Origin of the sequence: Streptomyces sp. A 4/2, assembly GCF_940670765.1 — a bacterium.
Classification (GTDB): domain Bacteria; phylum Actinomycetota; class Actinomycetes; order Streptomycetales; family Streptomycetaceae; genus Streptomyces.
Genome location: NZ_CALNVW010000016.1, coordinates 168039 through 182280 on the forward strand (window position 1 = coordinate 168039; position 14242 = coordinate 182280).

12 protein-coding genes are annotated in these 14242 nt (G+C 71.0%); 2 read left to right on the top strand and 10 right to left on the bottom strand.

Annotated elements, in window-relative coordinates; genetic code table 11:
* Window positions 1-59: 59 nt before the first annotated feature.
* From NBY69_RS10380 to NBY69_RS10400, 5 genes are all read right to left on the bottom strand, one after another.
* Window positions 60-302: a DUF397 domain-containing protein gene (locus NBY69_RS10380; RefSeq protein ID WP_250300237.1), complete on the bottom strand. Its 243-nt coding sequence runs from the start codon at window positions 300-302 to the stop codon at window positions 60-62.
* Between the two features lie 98 nt (window positions 303-400).
* Window positions 401-1639 carry a thiolase domain-containing protein gene (locus tag NBY69_RS10385; RefSeq protein WP_266644427.1) on the bottom strand — a complete coding sequence of 413 codons (1239 nt, stop codon included), beginning with the start codon at window positions 1637-1639 and terminating at the stop codon, window positions 401-403.
* Between the two features lie 50 nt (window positions 1640-1689).
* Window positions 1690-2736, bottom strand: coding sequence for a thiolase domain-containing protein (locus NBY69_RS10390; protein ID WP_250300239.1), 1047 nt, complete (start codon window positions 2734-2736; stop codon window positions 1690-1692).
* The gene (locus tag NBY69_RS10395) at window positions 2736-3692 is read right to left on the bottom strand and encodes a Zn-ribbon domain-containing OB-fold protein (RefSeq protein WP_250300241.1); all 957 of its coding nucleotides are present in this window, start codon (window positions 3690-3692) and stop codon (window positions 2736-2738) included. The genes NBY69_RS10390 and NBY69_RS10395 overlap by 1 nt, the downstream gene beginning before the upstream one ends.
* A gap of 97 nt (window positions 3693-3789) precedes the next feature.
* Window positions 3790-4590 (bottom strand): crotonase/enoyl-CoA hydratase family protein, encoded by an 801-nt coding sequence (locus tag NBY69_RS10400; RefSeq protein WP_250300243.1) that lies wholly within the window; start codon window positions 4588-4590, stop codon window positions 3790-3792.
* Window positions 4591-4755: 165 nt separating this feature from the next.
* Between NBY69_RS10400 and NBY69_RS10405 the strand changes: the two genes are divergently transcribed.
* Window positions 4756-6378, top strand: coding sequence for an acyl-CoA synthetase (locus NBY69_RS10405; protein WP_250300245.1), 1623 nt, complete (start codon window positions 4756-4758; stop codon window positions 6376-6378).
* Window positions 6379-6575: 197 nt separating this feature from the next.
* On the opposite strand, the gene aroQ is transcribed toward NBY69_RS10405, so the two are convergent.
* Window positions 6576-7172 (bottom strand): gamma subclass chorismate mutase AroQ, encoded by a 597-nt coding sequence (aroQ, locus tag NBY69_RS10410; protein WP_250300247.1) that lies wholly within the window; start codon window positions 7170-7172, stop codon window positions 6576-6578.
* A 183-nt stretch (window positions 7173-7355) separates the two neighbouring features.
* Between aroQ and paaK the strand changes: the two genes are divergently transcribed.
* Window positions 7356-8657 carry a phenylacetate--CoA ligase PaaK gene (paaK, locus tag NBY69_RS10415; protein WP_250300249.1) on the top strand — a complete coding sequence of 434 codons (1302 nt, stop codon included), beginning with the start codon at window positions 7356-7358 and terminating at the stop codon, window positions 8655-8657.
* Here paaK and NBY69_RS10420 read toward each other — a convergent pair.
* The 4 genes from NBY69_RS10420 to NBY69_RS10435 all read right to left on the bottom strand — a co-directional run bounded on the left by NBY69_RS10420 (window position 8611) and on the right by NBY69_RS10435 (window position 14051).
* Window positions 8611-10122: an acyl-CoA synthetase gene (locus NBY69_RS10420; RefSeq protein WP_250300251.1), complete on the bottom strand. Its 1512-nt coding sequence runs from the start codon at window positions 10120-10122 to the stop codon at window positions 8611-8613. The genes paaK and NBY69_RS10420 overlap by 47 nt on opposite strands.
* 99 nt (window positions 10123-10221) lie before the next feature.
* Window positions 10222-11322, bottom strand: a complete 1101-nt coding sequence (locus NBY69_RS10425; protein WP_250300253.1) for a calcium:proton antiporter — start codon at window positions 11320-11322, stop codon at window positions 10222-10224.
* Between the two features lie 63 nt (window positions 11323-11385).
* Window positions 11386-12945 (bottom strand): acyl-CoA synthetase, encoded by a 1560-nt coding sequence (locus NBY69_RS10430; protein ID WP_250300255.1) that lies wholly within the window; start codon window positions 12943-12945, stop codon window positions 11386-11388.
* Window positions 12945-14051 (bottom strand): nitronate monooxygenase family protein, encoded by a 1107-nt coding sequence (locus tag NBY69_RS10435; RefSeq protein ID WP_250300256.1) that lies wholly within the window; start codon window positions 14049-14051, stop codon window positions 12945-12947. Before NBY69_RS10435 ends, NBY69_RS10430 begins: the two co-directional genes overlap by 1 nt.
* Window positions 14052-14242: the final 191 nt, after the last annotated feature.

Genomic DNA, 14242 nt, shown 5'->3' on the forward strand with positions numbered 1-14242 from the left:
CTGGGCCCCGCCCGACAGCGCCGACCGACAGCTCCGCCCGACAGCCCCGTCCGACAGCCTCAGGTCAGATCGAAGTCGCCGTCGCGCGCACCCAGCACGAAGGCCCGCCATTCGCCGGGGTCGAAGATCAGCGACGGGCTGTCCGGCCTGCCGCCGTTGCGCATCGCGATGAACCCCTCGACGAAGGCGATCTGAACGTCGCCCCGCCCCTGGCTCCCCGACTGCCAGTCGGCGTCGGTGAGATCGAGATCCGGCTTGTCCCAGCCCACAAGGGGTCGCTGAGGGGTGGTGCTGTCGGCCACGTCCGTGCTCCTCCCGGTTCGTCGTCCGAGGCCACACTAGCGAGCGGCGCGCCCGCCGGACAGGCCACGGCCGGCCGCAGTGACCGTGGCCGCCGCGGTCAGCCGGTGGGCGGTTCCGAGCCCACCAGCCACATGGAGAAGAACTGCGAGCCACCGCCGTAGGCGTGCCCGAGCGCCTTGCGGGCACCGTCCACCTGGTGCTCCCCGGCCTGTCCGCGCACCTGCAGAGCCGCCTCGGCGAACCTGATCATGCCGGAGGCGCCGATGGGGTTGGTGGAGAGAACACCCCCCGAGGGGTTCACCGGAAGGTCTCCGTCGAGTTCGGTGACGCCGGACTCGGTGAGTTTCCAGCCCTCGCCCTCGGCGGCGAATCCCAGGTTCTCCAGCCACATCGGCTCGTACCAGGAGAACGGCACGTACATCTCCACGGCGTCGATCTCCCGGCGCGGGTCGGTGATACCGGCCTGCCGGTACACATCGGCCGCGCAGTCCTTGCCCGCCTGCGGTGACACGAAGTCCTTGCCCGCGAACAGCGTCGGCTCGCTGCGCATGGCACCGCCGTGCACCCAGGCGGGCGGCTGCGGTGAACGGGCCGCGCCCGCACGGTCGGTGAGGACCATCGCGCAGGCGCCGTCCGACGAGGGGCAGGTCTCGGAGTACCGGATCGGGTCCCAGAGCATCGGCGACGCCTGGACCTTCTCCAGGGTGATGTCCTTCTCGTGGAGATGCGCGTAGGGGTTCTTCAGCGCGTTGCGGCGGTCCTTGTACGCGACGAGCGAGCCCACGGTGTCGGGGGCTCCGGCCCGGCGCATGTACGCCCGCACGTGCGGGGCGAAGAATCCGCCCGCACCGGCGAGCAGGGGCTGCTGGAAGGGAACGGGCAGGGAGAGCCCCCACATGGCGTTGGACTCGGACTGCTTCTCGAAGGCGAGGGTGAGGACGGTCCGGTGCACCCGGGCCGCGACCAGGTTGGACGCGACGAGCGCGGTGGATCCGCCCACCGAGCCCGCCGTGTGCACCCGCATCATCGGCTTGCCGACGGCGCCCAGCGCGTCGGCGAGGTAGAGCTCGGGCATCATCACGCCCTCGAAGAAGTCCGGCGCCTTGCCGATGACGACCGCGTCGATGTCCGACCACGTCAACTGGGCGTCGTCGAGCGCCCGTCGGGCGGCCTCGCGGACCAGCCCGGCGATGGACACGTCGTGCCGGGCCGCGACATGGTGGGTCTGGCCGATACCGACGACCGCGACGGGTTCCTTGTGCGCCGCGCTCCGGGACCCGGCCGCGCCCTGCGGACCCGCTGCACCCCGCGGACCCGCTGCACCTTGCCGACTCACTGCGCCTTGCGGACTCGCTGCACCTTGCGGACTCACTGCGCCTTGTGGACTCACTGGGCCTCTCCTTCGAGGACGGCGACCAGGTTCTGTTGCAGACAGGGGCCGGACGTGGCGTGGGCCAGGGCGCGGTCGGACTCGCCCCGGTGGATCCGGGCCGCTGCCTCGCCGAGCCGGATGAGCCCGGCCGCCATGACGGGGTTGGCGGCGAGCGCGCCGCCCGACGGGTTGACGCGGACGTCGTCGCCGAGGTCCAGCGCCTTGCGCAGCACGACTTCCTGGGAGGAGAACGGGGCGTGCAGTTCGGCGGTGTCCACCGGGCGTTCGAAGGCCCCGGCGCGCTCGGCGGCGAGCCGGGCGGACGGCGAGTCGGTGAGGTCGCGCACGCCCAGGCTGTGCGCCTCGATGCGGTGGTCCATCCCGCGGATCCAGGCGGGCCGTCCGCACAGCTCGCGGGCCCGGTCCCCCGCGGCGAGGACGACGGCCGCCGCGCCGTCCCCGACGGGCGGGCAGTCGCCGGTGCGCAGCGGCTGTACGACATAGCCGCCCTGCGGCCGGGCGCCGCGCAGTTGGGCATGCGGGTTGTCCGCGGCGGCGCCCCGGCTGCGGGCCGCGATCTCGGCGAGCGCCGGTTCCCCGGTGTCCCCCGCGTCGATCAGTGCCTGTGCCTGGAGCGCGGCGAGCGCCACCGAGTCGGGCCAGAGCGGCGCGACGTAGTACGGGTCGAGCTGCCGGGTCAGTACGTCCCTGACCACGCCGGGCGAGGACTTGCCGTACGAGTAGACGAGCGCGGTGTCCGCCTCGCCGGTGAGCAGTTTGACCCAGGCCTCGTACAGCGCCCAGGCCCCGTCCATCTCCACATGGGACTCCGAGATGGGCGGCCAGGCGCCGACCCCGTCGAGCGTCATGGTGAAGGAGAAGGCCCGTCCGGCGAGGTAGTCGCTCGACCCGGAGCAGGTGAAGTCGATGTCGCTCGCCTTCAGCCCGGTCTGCGCGAGGACTCCGTGCAGGACGGGCATCACCATCTCGACCTCGGAGAGGTCGTCTGTGCTCCGCCGGTGGTCGGTCTGCGCGAAGGCGACGATCGCGACCTCTCGCATCAGATCAGCTCCTTGTAGGTGTCGTAGTCGGCGTCGGGCTCGCCGGTGGGCCGGTAGTGGTCGGGGAAGCGCCCGCCCTCGGTCCACACCGGTTCGACGCGCAGCCCCATCCGCACCTGGTCGTACGGGATGCCGCCGATGCGGCCGTGCAGCGGGAGGCCGGCTCCGTCCAGCGCGATATGCCCGTAGACGTAGGGCACTTCGATGTCGAGACCGCGGGCCTTGATGTTGACGATGCAGTACGTCGTGAGGGTGCCCGCGGGGCCGACCTCGACCTGCTCGTCCGTCGCGACTCCGCAGGTGGGGCAGGCGCCGCGCGGAGGTACGTACACCTTGCGGCAGGACGGGCAGCGCTCGCCGACGGTCTTGCGTCCGGCGAGGGCGTTGATGTAGTCGCTCTGGGCGCGGCCGGGGCTGTAGACGTAGTCGAGGCGGGCCTGCGCGATGATGCCGGTGACCGTGTCCGCGAACTCGCCGGTGTGCGGGGTCGCGGCGCCGGGCTCGCCCTCGTACGGCTCGAAGCAGGCGATGTCCGTGATGGCGCCGGTGCGTTCACCGGCCCAGCGGATGCGGACCCGCTGCCCGGTGCGGACGGCGTCGTGGCCCGTCGCGTCGAGGACGTGGAGCAGCGCGGTGTCGGCTCCGTCGAGTTTCACCAGCACCCAGGCGAACGGGGTGGCCAGCGGCTGGTCGCGCCGCGGGTCCGGATTCCAGGCCCAGGTGGTGACCGTCCCGGTCGGGGCCACCTCGACGAGGTCGCGTATCTCGTCGGCGGTGACCGGGTCGTACTCGACCGGGGGTACCAGGACCTTGCCGTCGCTGGTCCGCACCCCCAGGACGGTGCGCTCGCGCAGTCCGGTCAGGAAGGCGCTCTGCACGGGCCCGAGGGAGCGGGTGAAGGGGAACTCGACGACGAGGGGGGCGCGGAGCACCTCCGGTGAGGGAGCGGCTGTCATGGGTGGGCTCCAATTTCTCCGCGGCGGGCGGGGGTAGCTCCGGCGGCGCCGGAGGGGAGGGCGGGGCATGAGGAAGGGGGGCGAGGACGTCCCGGGGTCAGGCCCGGCGGTAGACCGGCGGGCGCTTCTCGGCGAAGGCCCGGGAGCCCTCCTTGGCGTCGGCCGTGTCGAACACCGGCCATCCACGGGCCAGTTCGGCCTTCAGCCCCTCGGTCTCGGTCAGCTCGGCGGTCTCGTACACCGACGCCTTGACGGCCTCGACGGCGAGCGGCCCGCAGTCGTTGATCTGTCCGGCGATCTCCAGGGCCTTCTCCAGTGCGGTGCCGTCGGGGACGACATGCCCGATGAGTCCGACGGCGGCGGCTTCGGCGGCGGTGTACGGGCGCCCGGTGAGCAGCATTTCCAGTGCGTGGGTACGGGGGATCTGGCGCTGGAGCCGGACGGTCGAACCGCCGATCGGGAACAGCCCCCGCTTGACCTCGAAGAGGCCGAAGGTGGCGCTCTCGCCACCGACCCGGATGTCGGTGCCCTGAAGGATTTCCGTGCCGCCCGCGACGCAGTACCCCTCGACCGCGGCGATCACCGGTTTCCGCGGGCGGTGGTGGCGGAGCATCGCCTTCCAGTGCAGATCGGGGTCGGCCTTCAACCGGTCCCGGTACTGGTCGCCCTCCATTCCGCGGCCCGCGAGGGCCTTGAGGTCCATGCCCGCGCAGAACGCGCCGCCCGCTCCGGTGAGTACCACCGAGCGGACCGTGTCGTCCTCGTCGGCCTCCAGCCAGCCGTCGTACAGGCCGACCAGCATCGGCAGCGAGAGCGCGTTCTTCGCCTCGGGCCTGTTCAGAGTGAGCACAAGTGTGGCGCCTTCACGCCGCACGGTGAGGTGTTCGGTACCACCCATGACCGTCCTCCCGTCTCAAGACGTAGAACAGGTTGCAGGAGGTGGGGTTCCAGTTCAATAGTTTTCTGACACTCAGTCAGATTTCTTCGCGGGGCCTCTTCCCACTTTCCGTGCGCGGCGCTGTAATGACCGGCGGGTCACTGGACGCCGGCGTCAGGAGAAGTGGTGGAGTACAACCTTGCCGACCTGTTCGAGTCCGTCGTCGACGCGGTCCCGGACCGCGAGGCACTCGTCTTCATCGACCACCCCGGCACGGGGGCGGAGCGCAGACTCACCTATGCCGAACTGGACACAGCGGCCAACCGCATCGCGCACCATCTGATCGACAGCGGCATCGGCCCCGGCGAGCATCTGGGGCTCCACCTCTACAACGGGGTGGAGTACCTGCAGACGGTGCTCGGCTGCCTCAAGGCGCGCATCGTGCCGGTCAACGTCAACTACCGTTACGTGGAAGACGAGTTGGTCTACCTCTACCGCGACGCCGATCTCGCGGCGCTGGTCTTCGACGCGGAGTTCACCGAGCGGGTGGCGGCTGCCCTGCCGCAGACGGAGAAGCTGCGCCATCTCGTACGGGTCGGGGCGCCTCCCGAGGGGGCGCCGGAGCCCGGGATCGCGCCGGTGGCGTATGCGGAGGCCGAGGCGGCGGGAGCGCCCGGACGCGGCTTCGGACCCCGGTCCGCGGACGACCAGTTCATCATCTACACCGGGGGCACCACGGGGATGCCCAAGGGGGTGATGTGGCGTGCGGAGGACCTGTTCTTCTCCGGGCTCGGCGGCGGCGCCCCGACGGGTGAGCCGGTCGGCACGCCGGAGGAGCTGGCCGAGCGGGTGGCCGCGGGCGGCGACGGGATCACCTTCTTCCCCACGCCCCCGCTGATGCACGGCACCTCCACCCTCACCGCCTTCATCGCCCTGAACTTCGGTCAGCGCATCGTCATCCACCGGAAGTTCGTGCCCGACGAGGTGCTCCGTACGATCGAGAAGGAGAAGGTCACCAGCGTGTCGCTGGTCGGCGACGCGATGCTGCGCCCGCTGGTCGACGCCCTCCGGGGGCCGCTCGAAGGCACGGACTGCTCGGCGCTGTTCAGCGTCTCCAGCTCGGGCGCGATCATGTCGGACACGGTGCGCGCGCAGTTCCAGGAACTCGTGCCGAACGCCATGCTGCTCAACAACTTCGGTTCGTCGGAGTCCGGGTTCAACGGCACCGCGACACCCGACTCGGGCCCGGACAAGGGGTTCAGGCTGCGGATGAACTCCCGTACGGCGGTGGTCGATCCGGCCACGTACCGCCGGGTCGCCGTCGGGGAGGTGGGCCGGATCGCCCAGCGCGGGCATGTCCCGCTCGGCTACTACAACGACCCGAAGAAGACCGCGGAGACCTTCTTCGAGGCCGACGGGGAGCGCTGGGTGCTGCTCGGTGACATGGCAACCGTCGACGAGGAGGGCATCGTCACCGTCCTGGGGCGTGGCTCGCAGTGCATCAACACCGGCGGCGAGAAGGTGTATCCGGAAGAGGTCGAGCAGGCGCTCAAGTCCCACCCCGATGTGTACGACGCCCTGGTGGCCGGGGTACCGGACGCCAAGTGGGGCAACCATGTGGCGGCCGTGGTGCAGGTGCGCTCCGGGGCGGACGAGCCCAGCCTCGACGAGATCCAGGCCCACTGCCGCACCAGGATCGCCGGATACAAGGTCCCCCGCCAGCTGGTGATCGCGCCGGAGATCCAGCGGTCGCCGAGCGGCAAGGCCGACTACCGCTGGGCGCGCGGGGTGGCGGTGGCGGCCGAATAGGGTCTGCCCGGCCGGCCCTTGCCGGGCCCGCGGAACGTCGCACGGCAGGCGCTCGGGGACACCCCGAGCGCCTCGTGCAGATGGACACGAAACACCTTCGGCTCGTACGCGCCGCTCCGGGTCGCTGTCGGAGCTGCGTGCGGGGCGGCCACCTGCTGTCGCTGCTGATCGCGCGACCGGCCGCGGCCTCGCGTCCCTCAGCCGCAGACCGACCGCAGTGAGCGGGCCAGCGCCACCGTGTGCAGGGTGTCCAGCCGCTCGGTGCGACGCGCGTGCAGGGCCGAGAGCGCCAGTCCGGCGCCGCAGAACGGTGCGGCGCGGTCGGCCGACGCGTCGGCGACCGCCCGGACGAGCGCGCCGTTGACACGGTTGATCTCGGCGCGCACCACGGCCAGGTCCGGCCGCCGGGCCGGGGCCTTCGACGGCTCGGCGTCCCAGGCACGGATGAGTGCGCGCTGCACGTCCTTGTTCGCCTCGATCTGGTCCCGGAAGATCCGCCGGGTCGCTCCGGGGTCCACCCCCAGCCCGCGCACCTGCCGCGCCGCCGCGTCGAGGACCGACCGCTCCCGGGCCGGGTCGTCGACGGGGCTGCCCGTTCCGTACTTGGCTGCGGCCACCAGGTCGGCGGTGCGCAGCCGCTGGGCGGAGAGTGCGGCGACCGGATCGAGCCGGGCAACGGTTCCCGCGGGAGTACCGGGGCCCGGCGCCGCGGCAGCCGGTCCGGCCCCGGCGCTCAGCACGGCTGCCACGGCGCCCGCGGCCAGCACGGCGACAAGTGGTGTGGTCAGCTGCACGGTTCGCCCCTTGATCGGCCGGTTCGGCCTCGATCGTAGGGGCGTTGCCCACCACTCCCCCGGGAGGACGCGCGCCGCCGGGAGTCCCCGCACATCCCTTGACGCCCCACCCCGCTCCTGAATTACTGATCACGAACAGATCGACCGAATGATCGGTCGTCCGGTTGGGACGGGAGTGACCCCATGGCAGCTCTGCTGGACGCGGCGGAACGGCTCAGTCGTGAAGAGCTCGAAGCACTGCAGACCGAGCGCCTGCGCGCCTCGCTGCGGCACGCGTACGAGAACGTCGCCTTCTACCGCGAGTCCTTCGACCGGGCGGGGTTGCGCCCCGACGACTGCCGCACGCTCGCCGATCTCGCCCGTTTCCCGTTCACCGTCAAGGCCGATCTGCGCGACCACTACCCCTTCGGGATGTTCGCCGTACCGCAGGCCGACGTCCGCCGTATCCATGCCTCCAGCGGCACGACCGGCCGCCCGACGGTCGTCGGCTACACCGAAGGCGACCTGTCCACCTGGGCGGACCTGGTGGCCCGTTCGATCCGTGCGGCCGGTGGCCGGCCCGGTGACAAGGTGCATGTGGCGTACGGATACGGGCTGTTCACCGGCGGCCTCGGGGCGCATTACGGCGCCGAGCGGCTCGGCTGCACCGTGATCCCCGCGTCCGGCGGGATGACTTCACGTCAGGTTCAGCTGATCCAGGACTTCCGCCCCGAGATCATCATGGTGACGCCGACCTACCTGCTCACCCTGCTGGACGAGTTCGAACGTCAGGGCATCGACGCGCGGACCACCTCGCTCAAGGCCGGCATCCTGGGGGCCGAGCCGTGGACCGAGGAGATGCGGCGCGAGATCGAGGAGCGGTTCGCCATCGACGCCGTCGACATCTACGGGCTCTCGGAGGTCATGGGGCCCGGTGTCGCATCGGAGTGCGTCGAGGCCAAGGACGGGCTCCACATCTGGGAGGACCACTTCTACCCCGAGGTCGTCGACCCGGTCACCGGTGAGGTCCTGCCGGACGGGGAGCAGGGGGAGCTGGTGTTCACCTCGCTCACCAAGGAGGCCATGCCGGTGATCCGCTACCGGACGCGCGACCTGACCCGGCTGCTGCCCGGCACGGCCAGGGTGTTCCGGCGAATGGAGCGGATCACCGGGCGCAGCGACGACCTGATCATCGTGCGGGGAGTGAACCTCTTCCCCACGCAGGTCGAGGAGATCCTGCTCCGTACGCCCGGTCTCGCCCCGCACTTCCAGCTGCGGCTGACCCGGGAGGGCCGGCTGGACGCGCTGACCGTACGGGTGGAGGCGCGGCCGGACGCCGCGCCCGGGATCCGGGCCGCGGCGGCCCGTAGCGTCGCCGCGGCCGTGAAGGAGTCCATCGGGGTCTCGGCCGGGGTGGAGGTCGTCGACCCCGAGGTGCTCGAACGGTCCGTCGGCAAGATCAGGCGGATCGTGGATCTGCGAAACGGTCCCGCAGCTCGCGCTTGAGGATCTTCCCGCTGGCGTTGCGCGGCAGACCATCGACGAAGAGCACCCGTTTCGGGGCCTTGAAGTGCGGAAGCTTCTCCCGGGTGTGGGCGAGCAGTTCGGCCTCGGTGACGTCGCCGCGCGCCACGACCACGGCGGTGACGGCCTCGATCCAGCGCTCGTCGGGCAGCCCGACGACCGCCGCCTCGGCGACGCCGGGGTGGGTGTAGAGCGCGTCCTCGACCTGGCGCGAAGCGACCAGTACGCCACCGGAGTTGATGACGTCCTTCACCCGGTCGACGACCGTGAAGTACCCCTGTGCGTCGCGTACCGCCAGGTCACCGGAGTGGAACCAGCCGTCGCGGAAGGCGTCCGCCGTCTCCTGCGGCTGGTCCCAGTAGCCTTCGCACAGCTGCGGGGAGCGGTAGACGACTTCGCCCGAGGTCCCGTCCGGCACCTCGGCGCCCTGCTCGTCGACCACCCTGGCCTCGACGAAGAGGACGGGCCTGCCGCAGGCGTCCATCCGGCCCTCGTGCTCGTCGGGGCCCAGGACCATGGCGAGCGGGCCGATCTCGCTCTGCCCGAAGCAGTTGGAGAAGCCCAGTCCCGGCAGGCGGGCGCGCAGCCGTCCCAGGACGGGCACCGGCATGATCGAGGCGCCGTAGAACGCCTTGCGGAGTCCGGTCAGATCACGGGACCCGAAGTCGGGGTGGTTCGCGAGGGCGATCCACACGGTGGGCGGGGCGAAGAGGCTGTCCGCGCGTCCCGACTCGACCAGGTCGAAGATCCGCGTGGCGTCGGGGGCGTCCAGGATCGTGTTCTCGGCGCCCACCGCGAGGTACGGCAGCAGGAAGACGTGCAGTTGGGCCGAGTGGTAGAGCGGCAGGGAGTGCAGCGGCCGGTCCGTCTCGTGCAGGCCCAGCGCGGTGATGGCGCTGACGTACTCGTGCACGAGTGCCCGGTGCGTCATCATCGCGCCCTTGGCGAGTGCGGTGGTGCCCGACGTGTAGAGCAGTTGGACCAGGTCCTCGGCCTCGGGCTCCCGGTCCGGGGTGAAGGGCCGGGGCGTGGCCAGCTCGGCGAGCAGCGAGTCGTCGCTGTCGCGCAGCAGCCGTACCGCTACGCCTTCGGGGATCCGCGCCGCGAGGGCCGGATCGGTGAGGACCAGGGCGCTGCCCGACTGACCGAGGATGTACGCGAGGTCGTCACCGGTGAGGTTCTGGTTCACCGGGACGTGGATCAGGCCCGCGCGGGCGCAGGCGAGGAAGCCGATGAGGTAGGCGTCCGAGTTGTGGCCGTAGGAGGCGACCCGGTCGCCGGGGCGCAGGCCGTGCTCCGCCAGTACGGCGGCTGCGGTGGTGACCGCCTCGTCGAGCCGGGCGTAGGTCCACGAGCGGTCCCCGTAGTGGACCGCGGTGCGCTCGGGCACCCGCCTCGCGCTGCGGCGCAGGATTCCGTCGACTGTGCTGCTGCGTACACCTGTCATGGCGTGATCCTGCGGTTTGCCGGGGCGGGGGTCAAGGGAGAGGAAGGGGTCGGGTCGAGGGACGGACGGTGCGCGGGTGGGCCGAGGGGGCGCGCAGGCTCAGGGGCTGACGGCCAGGAAGACGAAGGCCGCGAAGAGTACGAGATGGATTCCGCCCTGCATCAGGGTCGCCCTGCCGGGGAGGATGGTGAGGGCGCTCACCACGACGGTGAGCGTGAGCAGCACCATGTGGGTGGCTCCCAGGCCGAGCAGCAGCGGTCCGGGGAGCCAGATCGATGCCAGGGCGATGGCGGGGACCGTCAGCCCGATGCTCGCCATCGCGGAGCCCAGTCCCAGGTTGAGGCTGGTCTGCACGCGGTCCCGGCGGGCCGCCCGTACGGCCGCGAGCGTTTCGGGCAGGAGCACGAGCAGCGCGATGACCACGCCGACGACCGCGTGCGGCAGCCCCGCCGCCTCGACGCCCGACTCCAGTGTCGGCGAGATCGCTTTGGCGTTGCCGACCACGGCGACGAGTGCGACCAGCAGCAGCCCCAGGCTCTGCAGGGCCACCCGTCTGCTCGGCGGTGGCGCGTGGCCGTCCGTGTCCTGGATCTCGCCCTGCTGGGTGAGCGGCAGGAAGTAGTCACGGTGGCGCACGGTCTGCACGGCGACGAAGAGGCCGTACAGACAGAGCGAGGAGATCGCGGCGAAGGCCAGCTGCGGTCCGGAGAATTCCGGGCCGGGCTTGCTCGTGGTGAAGGTCGGCAGGACCAGGGTGAGGGTGGCCAGGGCGGCGACGGAGGACAGCGCGGTACCCGATCCCTCGGCGTTGAAGACGGCGAGGCCGCGGCGTAACGCCCCGACGAGCAGGGAGAGGCCGATGATGCCGTTGCACGTGATCATCACGGCGGCGAAGACGGTGTCCCGGGCGAGCGAGGAGTACTTGGTGCCCCCGTCGGCCATCAGGGTGACGATCAGCGCGACCTCGATGACGGTGACGGCCACGGCGAGCACCAGTGACCCGAAGGGCTCCCCCACCCGGTGGGCGATCACCTCCGCGTGGTGCACGGCGGCCAGCACCGCTCCGGCCAGGCACAGCGCCACCAGGACCACGGCGAACACCGGCAGGTGGCGGCCCCAGCTGAAGATCAGGGCCACCACCGCGACCACGGGGACCACTACGGTCCACTGTTCCGCCAGTGTCCGGCTCGGCGCTCTCATGAGGCCACGCTGACAGAGGTGATCAGCTGTCGCCCGGTGAGCGTCCCCGCCGGGCCCGGCGGTTCACAGCGCGCGCTGGTGGCCCTCCCAGTACGGGTCGCGCAGACGCCTCTTGTAGAGCTTGCCGTTGGGGTCGCGCGGCATCGCCTCGGTGAAGTCGACGCTCTTCGGGCGTTTGTATCCGGCGAGCAGGGTCTCGCAGTGCGTGAGGATCTCGGCGGCGAGGGCCGCTCCGGGCTCGTGTCCCTCGGCGGGTTCGACGACGGCCTTCACCTCCTCGCCCCAGTCGGCGTGCGGTATGCCGAAGGCCGCGGCGTCGGCGACCGCCGGGTGGGTGAGCAGCGCGGACTCGATCTCGGCCGGGTAGATGTTGACGCCACCGGAGATGATCATGTCGATCTTGCGGTCGCGGAGGAAGAGATAGCCGTCCTCGTCGAGGATGCCGAGGTCGCCGACGGTGAAGAAGTCACCGATGCGGTTCTTCTTCGTCTTGGATTCGTCCTTGTGGTAGCTGAACCCGCCGGTGGACATCTTCATGTACACGGTGCCGAGTTCGCCGGGCGGCAGCCGGTTCCCGTCGTCGTCGAAGACGGCCAGTTCACTGATGGGCCAGGCCTTGCCGACCGTGCCGGGCTTCTTCAGCCAGTCGTCGGCGGTGGCGAAGGCGCCGCCGCCCTCGCTGGCCGCGTAGTACTCCTCGACGCACCGCCCCCACCAGTCGATCATCGCCCGCTTGACGTGGTCGGGGCACGGCGCCGCCCCGTGGATGGCGTGGCGCATCGCCGTCACGTCGTAGCGCTGCTTGACCTCGTCGGGCAGCGCCAGGAGGCGGTGGAACTGGGTCGGCACCATGTGGGTGTGCGTGCACCGGTAGGCGTCCATCTGGCGCAGCATGTCCTCCGGGGTCCATTTGTCCATCAGGACCAGCGGGTGGCCGATGTGCAGGGCCGCTCCCGCGAACTGGAGTACGGCGGTGTGGTAGAGCGGCGAGCAGACCAGATGGACGTTGCCGTCGAAGGGCCGGATGCCGAAGATCCCGAGGAATCCACCGAGGTAGGTCTCCTCGGGCAGCTTGCCGGGCAGCGGGCGGCGGATGCCGCGGGGCCGCCCCGTGGTGCCCGAGGTGTAGTTCATGACCCAGCCGAGGGTGCGGTCCTCGGGTACGGATTCGGGCTGCCCGCCCGGGAGTTGGGCGTAGGGGCGGAATCCGGGGATGTCACCGACGGCGTAGCGGTGGTCGGCGGGCAGTCCGGCTTCCTCCGCGGCGGCCACGGCGGCCTCCGCGAACCGCTCGTGGGCGATGAGGACCTTCGCCCCCGAGTCGGAGACGATCCAGGCGATTTCCAGGCCGACGAAGTGGTGGTTGACGGGGACCAGGTAGAAACCGGCCTGGGAGGCGGCGAGGTACGCGGTGAGGAACTCGACGCCGTTCGGCAGTACGACCGCGAAGGCGTCACCGCGTTCGAGACCGGCGGCGCGCAGCCCGTGCACCAGCTGGTTGGCGGACGCGTGCAGTTGTCCGGCGCTCCACTGCGCGCCGTCGGGCGCGGTCAGTACCGTACGGCCGGGGTCGGCTGCGGCCTGGGCCCAGAAGCCGTTGGGGTTCTCGTTCTGCGACGCCATCACTGACTCCGTCCGGCGATGCGGTTGATGCGGTCGACGGCCCGCTCGAAGCCGCGGGTCAGATCGTCGAAGACCGCCTGCACACTGCGCTCGGAGTTCATCCGGCCGACGATCTGGCCGACGGGGGTGCCGAGCAGCGGGTCGGTCTCGTACTTCTGGATTCGGGAGATGGCGTCGGCGACGAGCAGCCCCTGGAGCGGCATGGGCAGGGTGCCGGGGCCGCTGGGGTCGTCCCAGGCATCGGTCCATTCGGTACGCAGCTGGCGGGCGGGCTTGCCGGTGAGGGCGCGGGAGCGCACGGTGTCGCCGGAGCCCGCGTCGAGGAGTTTCCGGGTGAGGGCGCGGGAGTGCATCTCGGCCTCGGTGGTGGTGAGCCAGAGCGAGCCGAGCCACACCCCCTGGGCGCCCAGCGCGATGCCCGCCGCGATCTGTTCCCCGCTGCCGATGCCTCCGGCTGCCAGGACGGGCAACGGGGACACGGCGTCGACCACTTCGGGTGTGAGCACCATGGAAGCGATGTCGCCGGTGTGGCCGCCCGCCTCGTACCCCTGCGCGACGACGACGTCGATGCCCGCTTCGGCGTGCCGCCGGGCGTGCTTGGCGCTGCCTGCCAGGGCTGCGACCAGGACGTCGTGCCGGTGGGCGCGCTCGATGACGTCGGCGGGCGGGGAGCCGAGGGCGTTGGCGAGGAGTCTGACGGGGTAGTCGAACGCGACGTCGAGCTGGTTGCGGGCGACCTGCTCCATCCAGCCGGTGATGCGCCAGCCGGAGACGTCGCCCTCGGCCAGTTCGGGGACGCCGTACTTGGCGAGGGTGTCCCGGACGAACTGGCGGTGTCCCTCCGGGATCATCGCCTCGACCTCGGCCTCGGTCACCCCCTCCACCTTCTTGGCCGGCATCACGACGTCGAGGCCGTACGGCAGCCCGTCGGTGTGTTCCTGCATCCAGTCGAGATCACGCGCCAGATCGTCGGGGGCGGTGTAGCGGACCGCTCCGAGTACGCCGAATCCGCCGGCCCTGGTGATGGCGGCGGCCACGGCGGGGAAGGGCGTGAAGCCGAAGATGGCGTGCTCGATCCCCAGTTTCTTACTCAGCTCCGTCTCCATGGGGCGCAGGATGCCCCAGCGGAGCGACCGAGGGAAGAGATTTTCTGATGCTGTGTCAGATTCTTTGGCGCACCGGCCCCTTGAGACCCCGGGAACAACGGAGCACCGGGGACACGCGGGGTGAGGGTTGACAGCCTCGCACTGATGGCAGAAAGTTTCCGCAGTTGATCGAGGCGCCGAAAGATACTTTC